Origin of the sequence: Halobellus sp. MBLA0158 (assembly GCF_041477585.1) — an archaeon.
GTDB classification, from domain to species: domain Archaea; phylum Halobacteriota; class Halobacteria; order Halobacteriales; family Haloferacaceae; genus Haloquadratum; species Haloquadratum rubicundus.
In genome coordinates this window covers 769,748-792,312 of the sequence record NZ_JBGNYA010000001.1, presented here as the reverse complement: position 1 = coordinate 792,312, position 22,565 = coordinate 769,748, and the positions used below count along the sequence as shown (strand labels likewise).

Here is a 22,565-nt window from a genome sequence, read left to right as displayed (position 1 = left end):
CGTCCGTTCGCGGCTCGACGTCGATGGCCCCGGGATCCCCGCGGCGCGTCCGAGAGACCCGCGGACGGACGCGAAGCCGCACCGAAAACGCGCGTTTCAGGATCGAAACCGCGATAAACTGTGCGTTTCGAGGTGGCGTTCACAGAGGACTTATTGCGCGGGTGACCCAAGATCGTGTATGAATCAACAGCCGCTCCAGCAGCGTTCGGACTTCCGGACGCTGATCGACCACATCGACGGGGTGTCGATCTGGATCGTCGGCGAGCCCGGGGAGTTCGAGTACATCAGCGCGGGCTTCGAGGACATCTGGGGGATCCCCTCCGAGGAGGTCGAATCGGACGTCACGCGGCTGTTCGAGACGATCCACCCCGAGGATCGGGAGATGGTCCGATCGCGCGTCGCGACGTCGGCGGACGAGGTGTCCGAGGCGTTCTACGAGGCGCGGGTCGTCCGCCCGGACGGGACGGTGCGGTGGACCCAGACCCGGCACTTCCCGATTCAGGACGACAGCGGAGACTACAGCGTCGTCGGGATCACGGTGGACATCACCGACGTGAAGCGGCGCGAGGAGGAGCTCGAAGTGCTGAACCGGATCGTCCGCCACGACATCCGGAACGACATGAGCGTGATCCTCGGGTGGGCGGAGCTCCTGGAATCCCACCTCGACGAGGAGGGACGCGAGCACCTCCGGCGGATCATCCGCTCGGGCGAGCACGTCGTCGAGCTCACCGAGATCGCGCGCGACTACGCCGAGGCGGTGGTGGGCGAGGGCGAGGTCGACATCCATCCCGTCGCGCTGGAGCCGATACTCGACCAGGAGGTCGAGCTCCGCCGGGAGTCCTACCCGGACGCGGAGTTCGTCGTCGAGGACCTCCCGGACGTCGAGGTGACGGCGAACGATATGCTGGCGTCGGTGTTCAGAAACCTCCTGAACAACGCCGTCCAGCACAACGACAGCGACGACCCGGTCGTCGAGGTGTCCGGCGAGACGACCGACGAAGAAGCGATCGTGCGCGTCGCCGACAACGGCCCTGGCATCCCCGAGGACGAACGCGACCTGATCTTCCAGAAGGGCAAAAAGAGCATCAAGAGCTCCGGGGCGGGGCTCGGGCTCCACCTCGTGGAGACGCTCATCGACGGCTACGGCGGCGACGTCGCGGTCGAGGACAACGATCCCCGCGGGAGCGTGTTCGTCGTTCGGCTCCCGAAGGCGGAGTGAGGCGACGCCGGAACGGCCCCGTCAGTCCGCGTCGGCCTGCCACTTCCGCACGGTGTCGGGGCCGACGCCGTCGACCCGCTCGGCGAGGGCGTCGGGCTCGGCGGACTTCAGCGAGTCGACGTCCTCGACGCCCGCGTCCTTCAGTTTCTCCGCCGTCTTCGAGCCGATGCCGCTGACGCTCTCTAGGTCGGTGCCGCTTTCGCTCTGTTCGGCCTGGTACTCGCGGTAGTTGCAGATCGGACAGCCGAGTTCCCAGGGCTCGCTGTCGTCCTCGTAGACGATCCGGAGCTCCGGGAGGCCGTGTTCCTCGCAGGTCGCGTCCGTCACCTCGACGTCGCCGCGGCGGGGGAGGGGAAGCGAGTAATCGCAGTCGGGATAGCGCGTACAGCCGACGAGCCGCGAGCCCGAGCGGAGGCGCTTGATCGCGAGTTCGCCCCCGTGTTCTTCGCCACAGTCCGGACACGGCCCGATCACCAGATCCTCCTGTTCGTCGGCCTCCTCGGCCTTGCAGAGCGGACAGCCGTGGACGAACGTCTTCCGACCGGCCAGCATCTTGACGTGGTGGAGGCCGTGGTCCTCGCAGGTCTCTTCGAGCAGCAGGGGCTTGCCCGTCGAGGGCAGCGGCAGCGTGTTCTCGCAGTCGGGGTAGGAGTCACAGCCGATGAAGTACGAGCCGCGCCGGCTCTTTCTGATCACGAGGTCGCCGCCGCACTCGGGGCATTCTCCCACGGTTTTGTCGGCCTTCAGCGACTCCTGGAGGTGTTTTCCCACTTCCTCGCCGGACTCCATCAGCCCCTCGAAGACGGCGTCGAGCATCTCCCGGGACTCGGCGGTCACCTCCTCCAGGCTGGCCTCGCCGCGGGCGATGGCCTGCATATCCTGCTCCAGCTGGGCGGTCATCTCCTCGCTCACGATCCGGTCGGCGAACTCCTCGGCGGCCTCGACGACGGCGCGCGCGAGGCGGGTCGGCCGCGGCGGGTCGCTCTCGATGTAGCCCCGGTCGTAGAGCTTCTGGATGACGTCGTGGCGGGTGGCCTTCGTCCCGATGCCCATCTGCTCCATCGTCTCGATGAGCCGCGACTGGCCGTAGCGCCGCGGCGGCTGGGTCTGCTTCGCCTCGAACGCGGTGTCGGTGACGGCCAGCTCCTCGCCCTCGGTCACGTCGGGAACGAACGACTCGCTGGCGTTGGAGTAGGGGTAGACCGCGTGGTAGCCCGGCTCCAGGAGGCGCTTGCCGTTGGCCTTCAGCGAGAGTTCGTCCTCGTCGCCCCCGACGGCGGCGACGACCCGGAGGTGCTCCCAGGTGGCCGGCTCGGCGACGGTCGCGAAGAACCGCCGGACGACGAGCTCGTAGACCTCCCACTCGTCCTCCGTGAGGTCCGACCGGCCCGGCAGTTCGCCCGTCGGGTGGATCGGCGGGTGGTCTGTCGTCTCCTCGTCGCCCGCGGTGGGCTCGATCGACTCCTGTTCCAGGAGGGAGTCGGCGTCGTCGCCGAAGGTCCGGGTGCCGGTGAAGGAATCGAGCAGTTCGCGGGGGTCCAGGTCGTCCGGGTAGACCGTGTTGTCCGTCCGGGGATAGGTGACGTAGCCGGCGGTGTAGAGGTCCTCGGCGATGCTCATCGCGCGCTGGGCGGAGTAGCCGAGCGAGCCCGCCGCGCGGATGAACTGGGTGGTGTTGAACGGCGCCGGCGGGTCGTCGGTCCGGGTGCGCCGGCGGACCGACTCGACCGTCGCCGTCGACGCCGACTCCAGGGTCTCGTAGGCGGCCTCGGCGGCGGCTTCGTCCCAGACGCGCTCGGCCTCGTTTCCGTCCTCGTCAAGGTAGAAGTACTGCGCCTCGAAGGCGCCGTCGCTCCCCTCGTCCTTCTCGAGGTCGGCGAACAGCTCCCAGTAGTCCTCGGGGTCGAACGCCTCGATCTCGCGTTCGCGGTCGACGATGAGCTTCAGCGTCGGCCCCTGGACCCGGCCGACGGAGATGAAGTCGTCGCCGAGCTGTCGGGCCGAAAGCGAGAGGTAGCGGGTGAGCGCCGCGCCCCACACGAGGTCGACGATCTGGCGGGCCTCGCCCGCGGCCGCGAGGTCGAAGTCGAGCTCGTCGGGGTTCGCGAACGCCTCCTGGACCTCGTTTTCGGTGATCGACGAGAAGCGGACGCGGTCGACTGGGACCTCCTCGTTGACCTCCCGGACCAGCTCGTAGGCCTCCTTGCCGATGAGCTCGCCCTCGCGGTCGTAGTCGGTCGCGATCACGACGCTGCCGGCGCGGCGGGCGAGCCGGCGGAGCGCCGCGACGATGTTCTCCTGGGTCGGGTGCTTGTCGATCGGCGCGTCGATCAGTTCGACCGGCTCGACGTCGCGCCAGTCGTTGTACTCCGGCGGGAAGTCGACGCCGACGACGTGGCCGGAGAGGCCGATGCAGCGCTTGCCGCCCCACTTGTAGACGTTGACGCCGTTGAGGCGGTCGGCCTCGGCGGACCCGCCGCTCAGGATGTCCGCGATCCGCCGAGCGGCGTTGTCCTTCTCGGTGATGATGAGTTCCGGGCCCTGGCTCATTGGAGGCCGCTAAGCGAGGGGTCGGCCTAAACCTTTCGTGGCGTGGAATCGAAGAAAATCGGACGACTGCGCGCGTGTGCGCGACGAACGCTATCGGGTCGGCCGGCCACTCAGATTCCGAACACCGGAACGAACCGGAAGGTGAGATAGGCACCGATCGTCGCGATCGCCGGCACGACGTTCTGCATCAGGACGACTCTGGCGGTCGTCACCGGATTGAACAGCGCCCCCGGACTGGGGATGTCCGCCGCGTCCTCCGCGCCGATCGGGGGGAGCGACTCGCCCTCCTCGTCGGCCGCCAAGGCGTCGACCGTGACTGGGGCGCTCTCCTCGCCGGTGACGAACTCGGAGGCGGTCATCGGCCGGGTCGCCCGGCCCCAGCCCAGTCCCACGATGGACATCGTCGCGATGATGACGAAGCTCGCGGGGATGCCGAGCGCCGAGAGGAAGACCACGAGCGTCGAGGAGACCGAGGCGACCACGATGGCCGCCGTCAGGGGCAGTTCGGTGATGTCGCTGCCCATCGTCTCCAGCGTCCGTCGGGCGATGGTGAACGCGCCGACGGCGACGGCGATGCCGCCGAAGACGATCGCCGGATCCATCGCGAGTTCGCCGCTGCCGACCAGCGGCGCGACCGCGTTGGCGATGTTCGAGGTGCCCGAAGAGAAGGCCATCAGACAGCCGATCGCGACAACGGTGGCCGTCCCGGCCAGTTCCCGACGGTTGGTCGTCCGGTGGACGCGCGGGATCGGGACCGCCCCCGACCGATCGACGTCGAACAGCGGTCCCGTGCTGCGCTCCATCGCGACCATCCGGTTCAGCCGCGCGTAGAAGTACCGGCCGATGATCAGCGAGACCCAGAAGCCGATGATCGGGGAGACGACCCACCAGATGACGATCTCACCCATCACGGCGAGGTCCAGCACCCCGCCGGCTAACCCCAGCCCGGCGATGGCGCCCACGGCGGTCATCGAGGTCGAGGCCGGCACGCCGAAGACGTTGCCGACGAGCAGGGCGATGCCGATGAAGAACAGCACCGCAATCGAGGCTTCGAGGGTGAAGACGCCGGTGTCGACGACCAGCTCGCTGCCGAGTTTCGTCACGACGTTGCGGCCGAGCGTCCAGGCGCCGAGAAAGAAGAACACGCCCATCAGGGCCGCGGCGACGGGCTTGGAGATGGCGTCAGCGCCGACGGCCGGCCCGAACGCCGGTCCCGTGGTCGAGCCGCCGATGTTGTAGGCGACGAACATCGCGACGAGGATCCCGACGACGAGGAGGGGGCTGATCATCGATTCCCGTCCGGATCGTCGTCTTCGTCGGCGCCTTCGTCCGCCGCCTCGTCCGCGCGCTCACCGGCGCGCTGTTCGTCCAGGGTGGCTTCGACTTTCTCGCTCACCTTCTCTTCGACGGTCTCCTCGACGGTTTCGCCGACCGTCTGCTCTACCGTCTCTTCGACGGTTTCGTCGACCGCCTTTTCCACGCTCTCGCCGACAGTCTCTTCGACGGTTTTCTCGACGGTTTCGTCGACGGTTTTTTCCACCGTCTCACCGACTGTCGTCTCCACCGTCTCGCTGATTTTCTCTTCGACGGTTTCGTCGACGGTCTCGCCGACCGTTCGCTCGACCGTCTCGTCGACGGTCTTTTCGACGGTTTCGTCGACCGTTTGCTCGACGGTCTCGTTGACCGTCTCTTCGACTGCGGTCGTCATCCAGTTGGGGTCAAAGCGGGCCATCTTCCAGACCACGTGCAGGACGTACGAGAGGAGCACCCCGAACCCGAACGCCAGCCCGACGACGTTGCCGGCGACGACGATCAAGACGACCGAAACCGCGATCAGCAGCCCGTAGATCAGGTCGACGATCGAGTCGACGCTGCTCGGGTTCACGCTGCACCCGGCCCGAACGTCACCTGCGAAGGAAGCACGAATCCGAGTCCGACAAGCGTGAGAACAGACACATCCGTACTACGCTCCGGCGACTCAAGTAGCTTGGCAAAGCGCACCTCCATCCCGACGAAGGGGGATCCGGCCGTCGCTACTGCAGTTCCTCGCGGAGCATCTGGTTCACGTCGCCGGGGTCGGCGCTGCCGCCGGTCTTCTGCATCACCTGCCCGACGAGGAAGTTGATCGCGCCGCCCTCGCCGGCGTGGTAGTCCTCGACGGCGTCGGGGTTCTCTTCGATCGCCTCCGCGACGGCGACGGCGACCTCGTCGTCGTCTGCCGTGCCGAGGTCCTCGGCCTCGATGATCGCGTCCGGGGCCTCGCCCTCGTCGAGCATCCGCCGGAGGACGATCTCCTCGGCGTTCTTGGTCGTGATCTCCTCGCCGTCGACGAGTTCGACGAGGCGTGTGAACTCTTCGAGGCGGTGGTCGACGTCGGTGATCGACATATCGCGGTAGTTCAGTTCCCCGAGGAGGTTGTCCGCGACCCACGTCGCCGCCAGGTCCGGGTCGAACTGCTCTGCGACGTCCTCGAAGAAGTCCGCGACCTCCTTGGTCGAAGTGAGCTTCGCGGCGGACTCCTGATCGAGGCCGTACTCCGCGCGGAAGCGCTCGCGGCGGGCGTCCGGGAGTTCGGGGATCGCGATCTTCTCCTTCCAGTCGGAGACTTCCAATGGCGGGAGGTCGGCCTCGCGGAAGTAGCGGTAGTCCTTTTCTTCCTCCTTCGAGCGCATCGAGACGGTGATCCCCCGCGACTCGTCCCAGTGGCGCGTCTCCTGTTCGACCGCGCGGCCGCGCTGGACGGCGTTCTTCTGTCGCGTCACCTCGTAGGCGAGCGCCTGCTCCGCGCCCTTGTGGCTGGAGATGTTCTTCACTTCGGTCCGGTTCGCGGCCTCCAGTGACTCGACGGCGATGGATCCGTCGTCGTCGACCTCCTCGGCGGGCACGAGCGAGATGTTGGCGTCGACCCGGAGCGAACCGTCGCGCGTGGAGTCGAAGACGCCGAGGTATTCGAGGACCTCCTCCAGTTTGGCGAGGAACGCGCGCGTCTCCTGGGGGCTGCGGAAGTCCGGCTTCGTGACGATCTCCATCAGCGGGGTGCCGGCGCGGTTGTAGTCGACGAGCGTGTAGTCGGCGGTGTCGATGCTGCCGCCCTTGTGCTGGAGGCTCCCGGGGTCCTCTTCGAGGTGAGCGCGCTGGATGCCGATCTCGCGGCGCTCGCCCTCGACGGAGATCTCCAGGGTCCCGTCGGCGCAGATCGGCGCGTCGTACTGCGTGATCTGGAAGTTCTTGGGGAGGTCGGGGTAGTAGTAGTTCTTCCGGTGGAAGCGGGTGTGCTCGGCGACGTCGGCGTCGAGGGCCTTGCCGACCTTGACGGCGGCCTCGACGGCCCCCTCGTTCAGGACGGGCAGGGCGCCGGGCAGGCCCAGACAGACGGGGCAGGTCCGGCTGTTCGGCTCCTCGTCGTCGGCCGGTTCCGTCGAGCATCCGCAGAAGATCTTCGTGTCCGTCTCGAGCTGGACGTGGACCTCCAGCCCGATGACGGTGGCGAGATCCCGCTGGGAGAGCGCCTTCGCGGTCATTACCGCTCGGTTCGACGTAGCGCGGCTAAAGGCTAACGGGACCGGGATAGCAAAGCGAAACCTATTCCGCGCCGCGCGGAGACGGCGGGAGCGATGACCTCCGGCCTCGGCGACGCGACGCCGATCGACGTCGACCGCGGGGTGCCGTTCGCGGCGCCCGGCGGGGCGACGCTGCGCCTCGATCTCTACCGTCCGGGTCGGCCGCGCGGATCCCCTGCGGGAACCGATCCGGCCGCCGCCCGCCGCGCCGCCGTCGTGTTGGTGCCGGGCCGCGACTGGCGATCGCCGGACCGCGGCCAGTGGGCCCGCTACGCGCTCGATCTGGCCGAGCGAGGGTACGTCTGCGCCGTCCCCGCGTACCGCGGGAGCGACGCGGCGACCTTCCCGGCGCAGGTGCGGGATCTGAAGGCCGCAGTCAAGTGGCTCCGTGCCCGCGGCGGCGATATCGGAATCGATCCGGCCCGGATCGGGGCGTTCGGCCACGGCGCCGGAGCGCACCTCGCGGTGCTCGCGGCGCTTTCCGCCGGCGGCGACGAACTGGCGCCGCGGGCGACGGCGTTCGCGGAGTCGACGCGCGAGGGCGCCGCGGCCGCGAGCGACGCGCTGGCGGCCGTCGTCGGCGTCGCGGGCACGTACGCGCTCGAACACCAGCCCGAGACCGACGCCCTCGTCGCGCTCCTCGGCGGGGACCGCGAGGCCGAGCCCGAGGCCTGGAAGCGGGCGTCGCCGTCGACGTACCTCGGTGCGGACGGCGCCGACTCCCCCCCGCCGGTCCTGCTCCTCCACGGCGAGGACGACGACGTCGTCCCCCCAATGGGCTCGGAACTGTTCTACGACCTCCTGGAGGCCCGCGACGCGCCCGCGGACTGCGTCGTCGCCGCGGACGCCGGCCACGACGTCCACGAAACCCAGCGGGCGTTCGTCCTGGAGTGGACCGCGGGCTTCCTCGATCGGCACCTCCGGTAGCGCGGGAGGCGGTCGGCGGAACCGTCCGTGGTCCGCCCTCACACATTCACGAGAACTATCATCTTCCGGGTAGGTGTCTGACGTACGTTTATGTGGCCGGAGACGGGCTATCTACCCTATGAGCAACCGCGTGGAGGAACTGGAGTCGAAGGTCGCCGAGCTACAGGCCGCCGTCAACGGACTGACAGAAGAGCTCGTCGAGACGAAAGAGCGGGTGCGGCTCCTCGAAGAGGAGATCGAGGTCGACCTCGCGGCCGGGAGCCGCCCGGTCGGTCACGAGCCGCAACAGGGGGCCGAGCAGGGCGCCGACGCCGTCGAGTCGACCGCCGATGCGACCGCGACAACGGACGCCGCCCAGGAGACGGCCGACGAGGAGCCGGCGGGGGGGCCGCTCTCCGAGTCGCCCGCGCAGGCCGAGTCGCGGCGGGAGACCTCCGCGCAGACCGCCGACGACGCCGACTTCATCGACGCCGACGCGGACGAGCAGATCCCGAGCGAGGTCGGCCCCGAGGGCCGGACCGACGCCGCGGGCGACGGGGATAAGGCCGACGACGCCGAGAGTGAGGACGAGGCGGCGACCGAAGACGACGACATCATCGTCGCGTAATCGGGCGCTCCGCCCGCCACGAGCACATCTATGCACATCAAAAAGCTCGTCCTCGACGGTTTCAAGAGCTTCGGGCGGACCACCGAGATTCCGTTCTACGAGGACTTCACGGTCGTCACGGGGCCGAACGGCTCCGGGAAATCGAACATCATCGACGGCGTGCTGTTCGCGCTGGGGCTCGCGCGGACCCGCGGCATCCGCGCCGAGAAGCTCACAGACCTCATCTACAATCCCGGCCACGCCGACGGCAGCGACGGCGACGCGGCCCCGACCGGCCCGAACGAGGCGACCGTCACGGTCGTCCTCGACAACGGCGACGGCACGCTCGACCGCTCGCAGGTCGTGAACGCCGCCGGCAGCGAGGACGTCGGCGACGTCTCCGAGATCGAGGTCAGGCGGCGCGTCAAGGAGACCGAAGAGAACTACTACTCGTACTACTACCTCAACGGCCGCGCCTGCAACCTCTCGGACATCCAAGATCTCCTGGCGCAGGCCGGCATCACCCCCGAGGGCTACAACGTCGTGATGCAGGGCGACGTGACCGAGATCATCAACATGACGCCCCACCAGCGCCGGGGCATCATCGACGAGATCGCGGGCGTCGCGGAGTTCGACGCCAAGAAGGAAGACGCCTTCGAGGAGCTGGAGGCGGTCGAAGACCGCATCGAGGAGGCCGACCTCCGGATCGAAGAGAAGGAAGACCGGCTCGAACAGCTGGCGGACGAGCGCGAGACCGCCCTCGAATACCAGTCCCTCCGCGACGAGCGCGAGGAGTACGAGGGCTACAAGAAGGCCGCAGAACTCGAAGACAAGCGCGCGGACCTCGAATCGACCGAGGCGAAGGTCGAAGCAACGGAAGCGAAGCTCCAGTCCCACCGCGAGGAGCTCGACAAACGCCAGGGGCGCGTCACGCGCTTGGAGGACGAGCTCGACGAGCTCACGCGGGAGATCGAGCGGAAGGGCGAGGACGAACAGCTCCGGATCAAATCCGAGATCGAGGAGATCAAAGGCGAGATCTCCCGGTTGGAAAACGAGATCGAGGCCGCCGAAGAGCGGATCGACGACGCCGAGAGCGACCGCCGGAACGCCTTCGTCCAGCTCGACCGCAAGCAAGAGCAGATCGACGAGCTCGACGAGGAGATCCGATCGGTGAAGGTCGAGAAGGCCTCGGTGAAGTCCGACATCGGCTCGCTGGAGACCGACCTCGCGGAGGTGCAGGCCGAAATCGAGAACGTCGACACCGAGTTCGACGAACTGAAGGCCGACCTCGAATCGAAGAAGGAGCGCTTAGAGGAGCTCAAGACCGAGCGCAACGACAAACAGCGCGAGAAGGACCGCCTGCTGGACGAGACCAGGCGGCGGGCCAGCGAGATCGACGAACTCGAAGCCGAGGCCCAAGAGCTCCGAGAGAAGCTCCCCGATCTGAAGGCCGAGGTCTCGGACCTCCGCTCGGAGCTGGACAAAGCCGAGAAGAACGAGGCGAAGATCGAGGGGATCGTCGACGACCTCCAAGAGGAGAAATCGGAGCTGAAGAGCGACCTCGACGAGGTCGTCGAGGAGATCCAGTCCAAGCAGTCCGAGTACGCGACCCTCGAAGCCCGCGCCGGCGACGACGGCGACGACTCCTGGCCGCGGGCGGTCACGACGATCCTCAACGCCGGAATGAGCGGCGTCCACGGCACCGTCGGCCAGCTGGGCGCCGTCGACGGCGAGTACGCGACCGCCTGCGAGACCGCCGCGGGCGGCCGACTCGCCCACGTCGTCGTCGACGACGACGGCGTCGGCTCCGACGGGATCGACTACCTCAAATCGAGGAACGCCGGCCGCGCGACGTTCCTCCCCATCACGGAGATGGACGACCGCGGCCTCCCGTCGCTGCCGAGCCACCCCGGCGTCGTCGACTTCGCGCGCAACCTCGTCGACTACGACGCCGAGTACGAGGGCGTCTTCTCGTACGTGCTCGGCTCGACGCTCGTCGTCGAGGATATGCAGACCGCGCGGGACCTGATGGGCGACTACCGGATGGTGACGCTCGACGGCGACCTCGTCGAGCGCTCGGGTGCGATGACCGGCGGCTCCGGCGGCGGCTCCCGATATTCCTTTTCGAAGTCCGGCAGCGGCCGGCTCGAACGCCTCGCCGAGGAGATCGAAGACCTCGAAGACGAGCGCCGGGAGCTCCAGGCGGAGATCCGCGAGCTCGACGAGGACATCGAGGACGCCCGCGGCCGTGCGGCCGACGCCCGAGAGCGCGTCCGGGAGGTCGAATCCGACATCGAGGACGCCGAGGCCGACGTCGCCGAGGCCGAAGACCGGATCGACGACCTCGAAGCCGAGGCCGAGGAGCTCCGCGAGGAGCGGGCCGACGTCGACGCGGAGATGCGGGAGATCGACGCCGAAATCGACGAGCTGGAAGGCGAGATCGCGGAGGTCGAAGCCGAAATCGACGACCTAGAGCAGGAGCTCGCCGACTCGAAGATCCCCGAGCTCACGAGCGAGGCCGACGAGATCCGCGCGGAGATCGCAGAGAAGGAAGATCGGATGGACGACCTCGACGGTCGGCTCAACGAGCTCGAACTGGAGAAGGAGTACGCCGAGGACGCCATCGACGACCTCGAAGAGACGATCGAGACGGCCCAAGAGCGGAAGGCCGACGCCCGCGACGCCATCCGCGAGAAGGAGGGCGAGATCGAAGCCCGCGAGGAGAAACTCGACGAGAAGCGCGCGGCCGTCGAGGAGCTGGAATCGGAGCTCGAAGACCTGAAGGCGGAGCGCTCGGACCTCAAGGAGACATTGCGCGAGGCGAAGAGCGAGCGCGACGCAAAGCGCGAGGAGGTCGAGCGGATCGAGTCGAAGCTCGATTCCCTGGAAGACACCGCCGAGCGGCTGGCCTGGGAGATCGACGAGCTCGAGAGCGAGGTCGGCGACTACGACCCCGAGGCGATCCCGGACCACGACGAGGTCGAGGCCGAGATCGAGCGCCTCACCGAGGAGATGGAGGCGCTGGAGCCGGTGAATATGCTCGCGATCGACGAGTACGACGACGTGAAGGCCGACCTGGAGGACCTCCAGGAGCGCCGCGACGTCCTCGTCGAGGAGCGCGAAGCGATCGAAGAGCGGATCGAGCGCTTCGAGGCCCAGAAGAAGGAGACGTTTATGAACGCCTTCGACGCGATCAACGAGAACTTCACCGAGATCTTCGAGCGCCTCTCCGACGGGACGGGCGAACTCCACCTCGAAGACCCCGAAGACCCGTTCGAGGGCGGGCTGACGATGAAGGCCCAGCCCGGCGACAAGCCGATCCAGCGGCTGAACGCGATGTCCGGCGGCGAGAAGTCCCTGACCGCGCTCGCGTTCATCTTCGCGATCCAGCGGCACAATCCCGCGCCGTTCTACGCGCTCGACGAGATCGACGCGTTCCTCGACGCCGCCAACGCCGAGCGCGTCGGCGAGATGGTCGACGACCTCTCGGCGGACGCGCAGTTCGTCGTTGTCTCGCACCGCTCTGCCCTCCTGGAGCGCTCCGAGCGCGCCATCGGCGTGACGATGCAGGGCGACAACGTCAGCGCCGTGACGGGGATCCAGTTGGGCGCCGAGGAGGAACCGGAGGTGCCCGCGGATGACTGACTCGGCCGGCTCCGCGCCGGGAACGAAGGGCCTCGCGCGCGGTCTGGGGAGCGGGGGCGACCCCGACGCGAACGCCGACGGCGACCGCCTCCCCGGCGGCCCGGGCGACCCCTCGGGCGGCGACGTCGACGAGGACGAGGTCGAGCCGGTCGAACTGCTCGTCCAGCTCGCAGAGGAGGGCGAGATCGACCCCTGGGACGTCGACCTCGTCGAGGCGACGGACGCCTTCCTCGACGCGCTCGACGAGACCGACCTGCGGACGTCGGGGCGGGCGCTCTTCTACGCCGCGGTGCTCCTGCGGATGAAGAGCGACGCGCTGCTCGAACCCGACGAAGAGGAGGAAGACGAACTGGAGCCGTGGGAGGAAGCGCTCGAACGCGGCGGGAGCGGCCCGATCGCCGGCGGCGCCGACGGCGACAGCGCGCCGGGATTCGACCCCGTCGACGCGCTCGAAGCCGAGATGGACCGCCGGCTCGACCGGAAACACGCCCGCGGGTCGCCGGAGACGCTGGACGAACTCGTCCGCGAACTCCGCGAGGCCGAGCGGGAATCGTGGTGGAAGCGCCGCCGCGAGTACGACACCTCCGACTCGCCGCGGGGCGCCCAGCGCGGGACCCAGACGCTCGATTACCGGTCGGCCGACGACTTCCGGGACACGAACGAGCCGACCGCGGCCGACGTGACCGATACGGCCCACACCGAGGACATCGAGACCTCGATCGCCGCGGTGCGGGAGGCCGTCGAGGTCCACTACGACAACGGCCGCGACGAGGTGCTGTTCGCCGAGATCAAAGACGCCGCCGAGACGCCGGTGACGACGTACCTCGCGCTCCTGTTCCTCTCCCACCGGGGGCAGATCCAGCTCCAGCAGGACGACCTCTTCGGCGACCTGTGGGTGCGGAACCCCGAGGCGGAGTTCGACGACGGCGACGAAGCCACCGAAACCGAGGCCGAGACGGGCGAGGCGGACGTCGACGGCGCGGACGAAAACGAATCCGACGCCGAAGCAGAGGCGCTCGCGCCGACGACCGACGACGATTGACTCTGGATTTGGATTTCAGTCGACGTATTCGCCGAGCAGCGGCTCCAGCGCGTCCTTCGTCGAGGCCGGGATCGCCTCGTCGGGCGTGTTGACGGTGCCCGCCAGCGCCGAGTGACAGTCGCACTCGTGGTCCGCGGGGAGTGCCCGGATGGCAGCCTCGACGGTCTCTTTGATCGCGGTCTCGTTCGCGGCGGCGTTCTCAAGCACCTCCTCCAAGGAGACCTCGCTGTCTTCCTTCCAGACGTCGTAGTCGGTGACGCCCGTGATCGTCGCGTAGGCCAGTTCGGCCTCGCGGGCGAGCTTCGCCTCCGGGATCGTCGTCATCCCGATGACGTCCCAGCCCTGCGAGCGGTAGAACTCGCTCTCGGCGCGCGTCGAGAACTGCGGGCCCTCGATGCAGACGTAGGTACCGCCGCGGACGACGTCGGCGTCGGTCGCGGACTCGGCCGCCTCGGCGAGGATTCCGTTCAACTCCGCGCAGTAGGGCTCGGCGAACTGCTGGTGGACGACGACGTCCTCGTCGAAGAACGTCAGGTCGCGGTGCTTGGTCCGGTCGTAGATTTGGTCCGGGAGCACGAGCGTCTGCGGGGGGAGGTCCTCGCGGAGGCTCCCGACGGCGTTCGAGGCGATGACGTGGGTGACGCCGAGCTTCTTCAGCGCGAAGATGTTCGCGCGGTACGGCAGCGTCGTGGGCGAGTACTCGTGGTCGACGCCGTGTCGCGGGACGAAGGCGACCTCGCGGCCGGTGTCGCCGAACTCCCCAACGGTGAGCGGTGCCGAGGGCTTCCCGAACGGCGTGTCGATGTCGACTTCGCGCGTGTTTCGCAACGGCAGGGCGTCGTAGATGCCGCTGCCGCCGATGAATCCGATGGCCATAGGCGACCGTTCGGCCGCCGACGCTAAAATCCGTGGGTCTCGGGCGTTCGAGATCAGCCGCGCGGAGATTTATGTACCAAGACGGGACCAGCGCGGGTGTGTACTGAACACGACCCCGCGTCGGGCAGCGATTGTTCGGCCCGTCGACGTGGGGACGAGTCCGTGGGCCGACTGTCAGCCACGCACACCTGCGTCACAGCCAATCGACGAGCGGGGCTCACACGACGACGCCGCTCTCTAGGACGGCGATGAGTGCCGTCAGCGTTATCACCGAGACGAGGGTGGTCGCGAAGATCGCCGTCGAGACGAACTCCGTGACGGGGACGCCCGCGACCTCTCCATCGGCGAACTCCGCGGCGAGGATCACGGCCGTCACCGCCGACGGCATCGCGGATTCGAGCACGAACGTCCGCGCGACCGCGGGCTCGGAGAAGCCGACCGCGAGCGCGATGCCGATCCCGAGCAGCGGAGCGACGAGCATCTTCAGCACCACGACGCCGCCGACCGCCGACAGCGTCGAGCCGATGTCCGTCCGCGCGAGTTGGATGCCGAGCACCAGCAGCATCACCGGGATCGAGGCGTCGCCGGCGAGCTGGATCGTCGACATCGCGGAGGAGCCGGTCGGCGGCACCACGCCGATCGCACGGGCGAGCAACGCGGCCGCGACGGCGTAGACGAGCGGCACGCCGAACACCCGGCGGAGGCCATCGAGGCGGCTCTGGGCGTTCCCGCGCGAGGCGATGTAGACGCCGACGGTCCAGATGAGGACCGACTGGACGGTGAGGAAGATGACCGCCGTCGCCCGGCCCGTCGCGCCGAACGCGAAGTTCGAGACGGGGATGCCGTAGTTGCCGGTGTTGCCGAACGCCGCGACCAGCACGATGGCTCCCAGGGCTCGTTCGGACGCGCCGAAGAGCCGGCCCGCCAGCTCGGCGACGGCGATCGCGAGGATGTGGAACGCCAGGATAGCGACGGTGATCCGCACGAGCGTCGATTCCGCGAGCGTCGTCGTCGCCAGGCTGTGGAAGATGAGCGCCGGGACGAGCACGTAGACCAAGAGGGTGTTTATCCCGTCGGTCTCGACGTCCCGAACCCGGCCGAGCAGGTAGCCGACGCCGCCGACGGCGACGATCGGGAGGATGGCGGTCGCAAAGACGGAGACCAGAGAGACCACAACGGAGGGACAGCCAGTCGCTACTCAAGCGCTTCGATCGATGGCCGACGGTAGGGCGGCGCCGGAGCCGGCGGCTGAAGCTGATTACGCCCCGGAATCGTCGACCAGCCGCCAGGCCGCTCCGTCGGCAGACTCGACGTAGCCGCGGCGGTCCATCTCGGTCATCACCTCGTCCATCCGGCCGGGCTGGGCGATCTCCATCTCGATCCGGTCGACGGAGTGATATTCGGAGAGGTAATGACGGATGTCCTCGACCTCGAAGGTCTCGGCGTCGGCCTTCTCCATCACGCCCGAGACCAGGTCGATCATATCCTCGATGAAGTTCCAGGGGTAGACGATCCAGGTCCACTCTTCCAGTCGTTCGCCGACGAAGTCGGGCTCGAAGGCGCTCGTCTGGAGGAGCTGGAGCGTCGCCGTCCGCACCTCGCCGGCGGCGCGGTCGGTCACGTACTCGTAGGCGCGCTCGATCGACCCGCCGGTGTCGGCGATGTCGTCGATGATGAGGACGTCCTTGCCCTCGACGCTGCCCTCCGGCATCGGGTAGCGGACCTCGGGCTCGTCAGACTTCTGGGCGGTGCCGACGTAGTGTTCCATCTTCAGGCTCGTGAGGTCGTCGAGGCCGAGGAAGTCACAGATGCACCGGCCCGCGAACCACCCGCCGCGGGCCAGCGCGACGACGACGTCCGGCTCGAAGTCCGCGGCCTTCACCTGGTCTGCGACGTCGCGGCAGAGCCCGTAGATGTACTCCCAGTTAGTGATCGTGCAGTTGAACTGATCGGGCAGGTCGCCCATATAGGGTCACCGTTCGGGTAAGGGTCCGGTGGGCTCCTTAATCTGTTCGTCTCGTCGAGCAGCCGGTCAGCCAGGACTTTTCACCCGGCGCGCCCTGGAGCGGGTATGGACACCCGTCGCGCGCTCCTGGTCGACGCCTTCGCCGACGAGCCGCTCGCCGGCAACGCCGCCGGGGTCGTGCCGGCGGCCGGCGACCTCTCAGAGGAACAGATGCGGGCGATCGCCCGCGAGCTCGCCGTCAGCGAGACGGCCTTCCTCCGCCCCTCGACGACCGCCGACCGCCGGCTGCGGTACTTCTCGCCGAGCCAGGAGGTCGACCTCTGCGGCCACGCGACGATCGCCACCTACGCGCACCTCCGCGAGGCCGGCGAGGTCGAGCCCGGCGAGCACACGGTCGAGACGAACGTCGGCGTCCTCGACGTCGAGGTCGAAGCCGACGGCACCGTCTGGATGAGCCAGGACCGGCCGCGCGTCGAGCGGGTCGACGTCGACTACGACCGCCTGGGGACGGCGCTCGGTATCGACCCCGCCGCGCTCCGGGACGTCGGCGCCGACGCGCCCGTCGCGGTCGCCTCCACCGGTCTGCCGTTCCTGATCGTGCCGGTGAACTTCCTGGAGAATCTGAGCCGGGCCGACCCCGACCCCGACGCGGTCGAGACGCTCACCGACGAACACGACGCGGCGGGCGTCTATGCGTTCACCTTCGACGCGCTGGAGGGCGATTCGACGCTCCACGCCCGGGCGTTCGCGCCCTCGCTCGGGATCTCCGAGGACCCGGTCACCGGCACCGCCGCCGGGGCCTGCGGCGCGTACCTCCGCGAGGTCGGCGCCTTCGACGACTTCCCCGACGAGATGGTCTTCGAGCAGGGCCACTTTCTCGATCGGCCGGGGCGGATTCGCGTCGAAGCGAAGACGGGAGTCAGAGTCGGCGGCCGCGGCGTGACCTCGTTCGACGGGCGGCTGGCGGTGCCCGACGACGAGGATGACGGCATCATCGAAGCCTGAGAAAAAAGAGACTCAGCCGATGTACCGCAGGTCGTCGTCGGTCGGCATCCCCTGCTGTTGGTTCTGCATCTCCTGGATCTTTTCTGCGACTTCCTTCATCTCCTCGGCCCGCTCTTCGAGGGAGTCGTAGCCGACCTCGAAGCCGACGACGGTTTCGAGGACTTCGAGGACCGCCTGCGCGCTCGTGGGGTCGACGAGGTAGCCGCTGGTCTCGCCCATCAGACACGCCGCGCGGAAGTCGCGGCGCTCGCCGAGGCCCAAGAGCAGGCCGCTCACGCCGACGATGCCGCCGGCGGGCTCGCCCTCGCGGAACTCCACAGCCGCGTCTTCGAGTGCCTCGATGTCGGCGGCGTCGCTGACGGCGCCGAGGACGTCCGGCTCCTCGACGAGCTCGCCCGTGGGGACGCCGCCGAGGGCGTAGATCTCGCTCACGCCGTGGGACTCGGCGACGTCGAGGAAGGCGTCGGTGAGGTGGTAGTGGCCCGAGTGCGACTGCGCCTGGTGGTCGCCGGTCAGGACCAGCAGGTCGCGGTCGGCCGTCTCGACGGCGTGGAACTCCGCGCAGGCGAGTTCGGCGACGCCGTCGTCATCGACGGCGACCTGTGGCGGGAACTCGTCGGAGAACACGCGGGCGACGACCTCGGAGTCGAATTCCTCCAGCAGGTGCTCTGCGGCCAACTTTCCGACGTGCCCGACGCCCGGGAGCCCCTCGATCAGCACCGGATCGCGCAGATCGGGCTCTGCGACCGTCTCGACCTCGATGTCGTCCATACCCTCACTCGCGGCCGCGGCGTTTAAGAGCGCGTCGGTACTCGCCGTAGGCGTCTTCGGGGTCGAACGGGGCCGGCGCGGAGTTTTCGGTCGCCGCGCCGCAGTCGGGACAGGTATCGGAGAGCGAGTACACCGGGCGGTCGTGGACGTCGCGCCACGCCGAACAGACCCGGATGTCGGATTTCATCCCGGCTACTCTTCGTCTTCGCGCCGCTCGCGGTGGTACTCCGCGGTGCCGCCGTCGGCGATGATCGAGTCGCTGGCGCGGTCGGCCGCGGCTTCGAGCGCGTCCTCGGCGGTCTTGTAGTCGGGCGCCTGCACGCGGATCCGGTACTCCGGCGCGCCGACGTAGGTGACTTCCAGATCGATCTCCTCGGGGACGTCCTCGCCTTCTGCGGCCTGGAGCGCCTCCTTGATCCGGTCGACGCCGTCGCCGGTCGGACACCGGAGGTCGACGTAGCCCGTGACGTTCACGTAGGGGACCGAGACGTTCTGGCGGGCGGTCTCGACGATCGCCTCGATCTCCTCGTCGTCGAGGTCGACGTCCTCGAGCGCGTCCGCGCCGTGGATCGCCGCCGACTCGAAGGCGTCGTAGAGGGACTCGAAATCGACGAGCAGCGCGTTCGCGATGGCGCCGTAGCGCTCGTCGGTGACGTCGTCGCCGAAGGCGATCTCCATCCAGTTGTCGGCCTTCTGCTCGTTCTTCCAGTCCTGGATCTTCTCCTTGCGCTGGTGCTCGTTTACGTCCTTGATCGAGAGGTCGATCTGCTGGGAGCCCTCGTCGACCTCCAGGACCTTCGCGACGACCGTCTGTCCCTCGCGGACGTGGTCGCGGACGTTCTTGATCCAGCCGCTTGCGACCTCGCTGATGTGACAGAGGCCGCGCTTGTCCTCGTACTCGTCGAGGTCGACGAAGACCCCGAAGTCCGTGATCTCGTCGACTTCGCCGACGACGAGATCACCCGATTCGGGCCATCCGCTGTACTTCATATATGAGAGCCTCCGAAGGGAGCCTTATGCCTCGGCCTCGGCGTCGGCCGAGCGGCGCTCGACCGTCTCGACGACCTCGCCGTGGATGTCGGCGTCGCCGCCGGTCGGCGTCGCCAGCGTCGTCCCGCAGACGGCGCAGTTGACGGTCGTCGAGGCCTTGCCGAAGACGACCTGTTCGTTGTCGCAGTCCGGACACTGCACGCGGTAGAAGTTCCCTGCCATCGTTACTCCTGGAACGTGAGTCGGCCCGCGCGCCAGCCCTCGCGCATGTGGGCCTTGCCGCAGTCCGAGCAGATGTACTTCAGGTGGGTCTTCTTCGTCGGCTTGTCGCCACCGGGCACCTTCGAGAACTTCCCGGCGTTCCCGATGACCGCTTTGCCGCGGCGGGTCTGCCGCGCGTTCCACTTCATTCCGGTCGAGCGGCCCGTCCGGACCTTCTCGACCTCGTGCTCGTGGTGCCCGTCGCAGTTCGGGCAGTACGTGTTGAATCGGCGTGGCATCTCCATAGATATCGACCTTGTCCGCGTTTCGACATCGTCGGTTAAAACCCGTTTGGTTCGGAGGCGGGACCGCGAGCGCCCCGTCCGGCGGCAGGGCGACGACGGCTGCCCAGCCGCGCCGAACCGTCTCCGAAGCGATTAAGCCCCGACTGAGCCAACGGCGTGGTATGAAGAAGGTCATCATTCGCGGCGACCCGGACATCAACCGCGGCGCGACCATCGAGGTCGACGGCGAGGAGGTCGTCTGCTTCTCGATCGACCGCCAGGGCGACTACCACGGTCCGGACCGCCCGCAGCTGTGGTGTACCGTCGGCACCGAAGACGAACGGGAGACCTTCGAGAAGCGGCAGTTCGTCCCGCACTTCCTGGACGTCGTCGCGGTCGACGCCGAGGCGATCGACGTCATCTCGAAGCGCGGCGCGTAACTCCGAGTCCGCCGGCTACGGTTCCGAGAGCGCGTCGCGGTCGACGGCGTAGATCGTCACGTCGCCGGAGCGGTGGACCGCCTCGAACGCCGCCCCCGAGAACGACACCGACCCGTAGCGGGCGCGCTCGCTCGGCCCGACCCACACGTACTCCACCTCGTACTTTCGGAGTAACTCCGCGCGGACCGTCGCGTTCCCCGTGTAGATCGCGTCGACGTCGCGGACGCGCTCCCGGTACGCCGCTCTCCCGCGGTAGCCCACCTCGTGTTGCCACCCGGCGACGGTCGGCACGCCGGTCAGGCTGGAGGCGGGGTTCGCGTGCCAGGAGTACATCACCCGCTCGCGGCCGTCGGTCCCGCCGGGGTAGTAGCCCGTCCCCGGCGCCTCGACGATCGTCGGCTGGCCCTCCAGGTCGTCGATCCACGCGATCGCCCGGTCGTAGCCGGGATGCTGGGTCTCCACGAACTGCGTCGCGTCCAGCGTCGCGCCGCCGGCGGGAGCGGACTGGAAGTGCGCGCCGACCGCGATGACGCCGTAGACGCTCGTCGAGAGAACGAGCAGGACCGCGAGGCCGACCGCGCCGGCGCGACGCCAGGGGAGGTCGGCGGCGTGCCGGAGCCGCGAGTCGGGGTCAGGATCGGCGTCACCCCCCGCGCTCTCTCCGCGGTCGAAGGCACCCAGGACGAGCCCGGGGAGGGCGACGCCCATCGCCGTGCCCCAGAAGACCCACACCTGCATATACGTCTTGAACACGGTGTTCATCCGGCCCGGTCCGGCCTGTTCCTTCACGTAGACCAGTTCGACGAGCGTGACGAGTCCCGCGCCGGCGACGACGAGGACGGCCTCGTAGCCCAGCGACCGCGACGCGCGCAGGCCGACCCACGCGAGCACGAGGATCGGCACCGACAGGGCGAGCGCCGCGAAGCCGATCCGGTGGCCGATGTACGCGGCCCAACCGACCGCGAGGACGAGCGCCCAGGCGCGCTCGACGCGCACCCGCGCGAGGAGGTACGCGGCGAAGCCGACGACGAACGCGCCGTGGACGATGAGGAGGCCGCCGAAGCCGCTCCGCATCGCCGGGCCGAGGAACTCGATCGAGCGGCCGCCCGCGCCGGTCGCGGCGCCGAGCAGGAACGGCGACGCCAGCACGGCGGCGACGAGGGCCGCGACGGCCGCCGCCAGCGTCGCCGCGCCGACGCGGCGGACTTCGGCGCGGAGCCGCGCGGGAGTCGAGGCGTCCGCAGCGACGTCCGCGTCGGTGTCGAGCCGACCCGCGAGCGCCGCCGGGAGCAACGTCGCCGGGGCGGCGGGCGCGAAGACCGCCGCGAGCCACCCGAGCGCGAGGACGCTCGGGAAGCTCCAGGTGTTCTGGACGGCCTGCCAGGCCGCGATCGGCGGGAGCACGGCGAACAGGAGCGCGCGTCGCCGCCGCAGCGCCGACTCTGGCGTCCGGTAGTACGCGTAGCCGACGGCCGCGGCCAGGAGCAGCGTCGGCGTGCCGATCATATGCGCGTGGAGGTCACCGTTCAGCCACGCGAACAGGGGGAACTCGTTGATCGTCCCCGGAATGATCCGCGAGGCGCTCCAGTACGAGAAGGAGTCGGCGCCGGCGAGGATCCGATCGACGGTGTACTGGCTCTGTGCCGCGACCAGTTCGGCGGCCGAGCGCCGGAGCGGTTCGGGAAGCGCGAGCAGGGCGAACCGACCCGCGGTGGCGAGGTTGCTCGCGACGCCGACGAAGAGGACCGCACACGCGCCCGCGAGGCGGCGGGCGCGGCGCGGGGAGAGGCCAGACAGCGACGGCAGCCGATCGGCGCCGACAGCGCCCGCGAGCTCGAAGGCGGCCGAGAGAAGCGCCGCGTAGAAGCCCGCGAGCGCGAGGTTGTAGGCGAACTTCGGCGGCGTCGCGGCGAGCCACCCCAGAAGCGTCGCCGTCAGGTGGCCGCCGTAGTAGTACTTCACCGGCTCGTTCGCGAACCAGAAGTCCTCCGGCGGGAGGACGGGCGAGCGCCGGAGCGTCTTCAGGAGACCGAAGTCGAGGAACTTCTCGCCGCCGACGGGGTAGACCGCCGGATCGAACGACCGGATCGCGACCACGAGGAGGAAGCCGACGACGAAAACGAGCGCCGCGTCGGTGACGGCATCGCGGTCGACGTCGACGGCTAGGCGGATCTCACGCTCGCGGAGGGCGCCGAGATCGAGTCCCGCGAGCGCGCTGGCGACGAGGAGCGCGAGGACGCCCGAGGCGAGCGCGATCGCCCCCCACGCGAGGTGGCCGACCCAGTACGCGAGGACGCTGAGGACGACGAGCGCGATCGGAATCGCCAGCCCGGCGCCCCGGCCGCGCGCGTCGGGGAGCAGCCGCGCCGCGAGGGGGAGGCCGAGGGCGAAGAGGGCGGCATAGAGGACCAGCCAGCGGGCGACGAGGGCGTACTCCATTCTCCGTATCCCACGGGGGCGGGCCCGGAACATACGCTTTGTGATGGCCGGCGAATCGCGGATC

Annotated in this window: 20 protein-coding genes; 7 read left to right on the top strand and 13 right to left on the bottom strand. The window is 68.8% G+C overall.

Translation table 11 applies throughout. The features are described 5' to 3' along the window. Positions 1-178 precede the first annotated feature (178 nt). Positions 179-1,219, top strand: coding sequence for a PAS domain-containing sensor histidine kinase (locus tag OS889_RS04060; RefSeq protein ID WP_372387529.1), 1,041 nt, complete (start codon positions 179-181; stop codon positions 1,217-1,219). A 21-nt stretch (positions 1,220-1,240) separates the two neighbouring features. Here the strand turns inward: OS889_RS04060 and OS889_RS04055 are convergent, their stop codons facing one another. The 4 genes from OS889_RS04055 to gatB form a co-directional block, all read right to left on the bottom strand. After that, positions 1,241-3,769: a DNA topoisomerase I gene (locus OS889_RS04055; protein ID WP_372387527.1), complete on the bottom strand. Its 2,529-nt coding sequence runs from the start codon at positions 3,767-3,769 to the stop codon at positions 1,241-1,243. Between the two features lie 110 nt (positions 3,770-3,879). Next, positions 3,880-5,058 (bottom strand): inorganic phosphate transporter, encoded by a 1,179-nt coding sequence (locus OS889_RS04050; RefSeq protein ID WP_372387526.1) that lies wholly within the window; start codon positions 5,056-5,058, stop codon positions 3,880-3,882. Then, positions 5,055-5,654, bottom strand: coding sequence for a hypothetical protein (locus tag OS889_RS04045; RefSeq protein WP_372387524.1), 600 nt, complete (start codon positions 5,652-5,654; stop codon positions 5,055-5,057). Before OS889_RS04045 ends, OS889_RS04050 begins: the two co-directional genes overlap by 4 nt. Positions 5,655-5,802: 148 nt before the next feature. After that, a complete protein-coding gene (gene gatB / locus OS889_RS04040; RefSeq protein ID WP_372387523.1) occupies positions 5,803-7,290 on the bottom strand; it encodes an Asp-tRNA(Asn)/Glu-tRNA(Gln) amidotransferase subunit GatB in 1,488 nt (495 codons plus the stop codon). A 93-nt stretch (positions 7,291-7,383) separates the two neighbouring features. Between gatB and OS889_RS04035 the strand changes: the two genes are divergently transcribed. The 4 genes from OS889_RS04035 to OS889_RS04020 all read left to right on the top strand — a co-directional run bounded on the left by OS889_RS04035 (position 7,384) and on the right by OS889_RS04020 (position 13,529). Next, positions 7,384-8,256: a prolyl oligopeptidase family serine peptidase gene (locus OS889_RS04035; protein ID WP_372387521.1), complete on the top strand. Its 873-nt coding sequence runs from the start codon at positions 7,384-7,386 to the stop codon at positions 8,254-8,256. A gap of 118 nt (positions 8,257-8,374) precedes the next feature. Next, on the top strand, positions 8,375-8,863 hold the full coding sequence (locus OS889_RS04030; protein WP_372387519.1) for a DUF7518 family protein: 489 nt from the start codon (positions 8,375-8,377) through the stop codon (positions 8,861-8,863). Positions 8,864-8,893: 30 nt separating this feature from the next. Further along, positions 8,894-12,487 (top strand): chromosome segregation protein SMC, encoded by a 3,594-nt coding sequence (gene smc / locus OS889_RS04025; RefSeq protein ID WP_372387517.1) that lies wholly within the window; start codon positions 8,894-8,896, stop codon positions 12,485-12,487. Then, entirely contained in the window at positions 12,480-13,529 is a 1,050-nt protein-coding gene (locus OS889_RS04020; RefSeq protein WP_372387516.1) for a segregation/condensation protein A, read from the top strand. The genes smc and OS889_RS04020 overlap by 8 nt, the downstream gene beginning before the upstream one ends. A 15-nt stretch (positions 13,530-13,544) precedes the next feature. Here the strand turns inward: OS889_RS04020 and mtnP are convergent, their stop codons facing one another. The 3 genes from mtnP to OS889_RS04005 form a co-directional block, all read right to left on the bottom strand. Further along, positions 13,545-14,405, bottom strand: a complete 861-nt coding sequence (gene mtnP, locus OS889_RS04015) for an S-methyl-5'-thioadenosine phosphorylase (RefSeq protein WP_372387514.1) — start codon at positions 14,403-14,405, stop codon at positions 13,545-13,547. Between the two features lie 217 nt (positions 14,406-14,622). After that, the gene (locus tag OS889_RS04010) at positions 14,623-15,579 is read right to left on the bottom strand and encodes an AEC family transporter (RefSeq protein WP_372387512.1); all 957 of its coding nucleotides are present in this window, start codon (positions 15,577-15,579) and stop codon (positions 14,623-14,625) included. 84 nt (positions 15,580-15,663) lie between these two features. Continuing rightward, positions 15,664-16,371, bottom strand: coding sequence for a phosphoribosyltransferase (locus tag OS889_RS04005; RefSeq protein ID WP_372387511.1), 708 nt, complete (start codon positions 16,369-16,371; stop codon positions 15,664-15,666). A 105-nt stretch (positions 16,372-16,476) separates the two neighbouring features. Here OS889_RS04005 and OS889_RS04000 point away from each other — a divergent pair, with 105 nt between their 5' ends. Continuing rightward, complete coding sequence (locus tag OS889_RS04000; RefSeq protein ID WP_372387509.1) at positions 16,477-17,376, top strand: PhzF family phenazine biosynthesis protein; 900 nt, start codon at positions 16,477-16,479, stop codon at positions 17,374-17,376. A gap of 12 nt (positions 17,377-17,388) precedes the next feature. On the opposite strand, the gene OS889_RS03995 is transcribed toward OS889_RS04000, so the two are convergent. The 5 genes from OS889_RS03995 to OS889_RS03975 are packed head-to-tail and all read right to left on the bottom strand — an operon-like array spanning position 17,389 to position 19,643. Continuing rightward, the gene (locus OS889_RS03995; RefSeq protein WP_372387507.1) at positions 17,389-18,147 is read right to left on the bottom strand and encodes a proteasome assembly chaperone family protein; all 759 of its coding nucleotides are present in this window, start codon (positions 18,145-18,147) and stop codon (positions 17,389-17,391) included. A 4-nt stretch (positions 18,148-18,151) separates the two neighbouring features. After that, positions 18,152-18,334 carry an RNA-protein complex protein Nop10 gene (locus tag OS889_RS03990; protein WP_372387505.1) on the bottom strand — a complete coding sequence of 61 codons (183 nt, stop codon included), beginning with the start codon at positions 18,332-18,334 and terminating at the stop codon, positions 18,152-18,154. A 5-nt stretch (positions 18,335-18,339) separates the two neighbouring features. Next, positions 18,340-19,137 (bottom strand): translation initiation factor IF-2 subunit alpha, encoded by a 798-nt coding sequence (locus tag OS889_RS03985; RefSeq protein ID WP_372387503.1) that lies wholly within the window; start codon positions 19,135-19,137, stop codon positions 18,340-18,342. Positions 19,138-19,161: 24 nt separating this feature from the next. After that, complete coding sequence (locus OS889_RS03980) at positions 19,162-19,359, bottom strand: 30S ribosomal protein S27e (RefSeq protein WP_372387502.1); 198 nt, start codon at positions 19,357-19,359, stop codon at positions 19,162-19,164. Positions 19,360-19,361: 2 nt separating this feature from the next. Beyond that, complete coding sequence (locus tag OS889_RS03975; RefSeq protein ID WP_103992813.1) at positions 19,362-19,643, bottom strand: 50S ribosomal protein L44e; 282 nt, start codon at positions 19,641-19,643, stop codon at positions 19,362-19,364. A 161-nt stretch (positions 19,644-19,804) separates the two neighbouring features. On the opposite strand from OS889_RS03975, the gene OS889_RS03970 reads away from it, so the two are divergent. Continuing rightward, positions 19,805-20,062, top strand: a complete 258-nt coding sequence (locus OS889_RS03970) for an HAH_0734 family protein (RefSeq protein WP_372387500.1) — start codon at positions 19,805-19,807, stop codon at positions 20,060-20,062. 15 nt (positions 20,063-20,077) lie between these two features. Here the strand turns inward: OS889_RS03970 and OS889_RS03965 are convergent, their stop codons facing one another. Further along, a complete protein-coding gene (locus tag OS889_RS03965) occupies positions 20,078-22,501 on the bottom strand; it encodes a DUF2298 domain-containing protein (protein WP_372387498.1) in 2,424 nt (807 codons plus the stop codon). Between the last annotated feature and the right edge of the window lie 64 nt (positions 22,502-22,565).

Excerpts from the sequence above, each read along its gene's own strand:
- OS889_RS04060 (WP_372387529.1), top strand. The coding sequence starts at position 179 with ATGAATCAACAGCCGCTCCAGCAGCGTTCGGACTTCCGGACGCTGATC.
- OS889_RS04055 (WP_372387527.1), bottom strand. The coding sequence starts at position 3,769 with ATGAGCCAGGGCCCGGAACTCATCATCACCGAGAAGGACAACGCCGCT.
- OS889_RS04050 (WP_372387526.1), bottom strand. The coding sequence starts at position 5,058 with ATGATCAGCCCCCTCCTCGTCGTCGGGATCCTCGTCGCGATGTTCGTC.
- gatB (WP_372387523.1), bottom strand. The coding sequence starts at position 7,290 with ATGACCGCGAAGGCGCTCTCCCAGCGGGATCTCGCCACCGTCATCGGG.
- OS889_RS04035 (WP_372387521.1), top strand. The coding sequence starts at position 7,384 with ATGACCTCCGGCCTCGGCGACGCGACGCCGATCGACGTCGACCGCGGG.
- OS889_RS04030 (WP_372387519.1), top strand. The coding sequence starts at position 8,375 with ATGAGCAACCGCGTGGAGGAACTGGAGTCGAAGGTCGCCGAGCTACAG.
- smc (WP_372387517.1), top strand. The coding sequence starts at position 8,894 with ATGCACATCAAAAAGCTCGTCCTCGACGGTTTCAAGAGCTTCGGGCGG.
- OS889_RS04020 (WP_372387516.1), top strand. The coding sequence starts at position 12,480 with ATGACTGACTCGGCCGGCTCCGCGCCGGGAACGAAGGGCCTCGCGCGC.
- mtnP (WP_372387514.1), bottom strand. The coding sequence starts at position 14,405 with ATGGCCATCGGATTCATCGGCGGCAGCGGCATCTACGACGCCCTGCCG.
- OS889_RS04005 (WP_372387511.1), bottom strand. The coding sequence starts at position 16,371 with ATGGGCGACCTGCCCGATCAGTTCAACTGCACGATCACTAACTGGGAG.
- OS889_RS04000 (WP_372387509.1), top strand. The coding sequence starts at position 16,477 with ATGGACACCCGTCGCGCGCTCCTGGTCGACGCCTTCGCCGACGAGCCG.
- OS889_RS03995 (WP_372387507.1), bottom strand. The coding sequence starts at position 18,147 with ATGGACGACATCGAGGTCGAGACGGTCGCAGAGCCCGATCTGCGCGAT.
- OS889_RS03990 (WP_372387505.1), bottom strand. The coding sequence starts at position 18,334 with ATGAAATCCGACATCCGGGTCTGTTCGGCGTGGCGCGACGTCCACGAC.
- OS889_RS03985 (WP_372387503.1), bottom strand. The coding sequence starts at position 19,137 with ATGAAGTACAGCGGATGGCCCGAATCGGGTGATCTCGTCGTCGGCGAA.
- OS889_RS03980 (WP_372387502.1), bottom strand. The coding sequence starts at position 19,359 with ATGGCAGGGAACTTCTACCGCGTGCAGTGTCCGGACTGCGACAACGAA.
- OS889_RS03975 (WP_103992813.1), bottom strand. The coding sequence starts at position 19,643 with ATGGAGATGCCACGCCGATTCAACACGTACTGCCCGAACTGCGACGGG.
- OS889_RS03970 (WP_372387500.1), top strand. The coding sequence starts at position 19,805 with ATGAAGAAGGTCATCATTCGCGGCGACCCGGACATCAACCGCGGCGCG.
- OS889_RS03965 (WP_372387498.1), bottom strand. The coding sequence starts at position 22,501 with ATGGAGTACGCCCTCGTCGCCCGCTGGCTGGTCCTCTATGCCGCCCTC.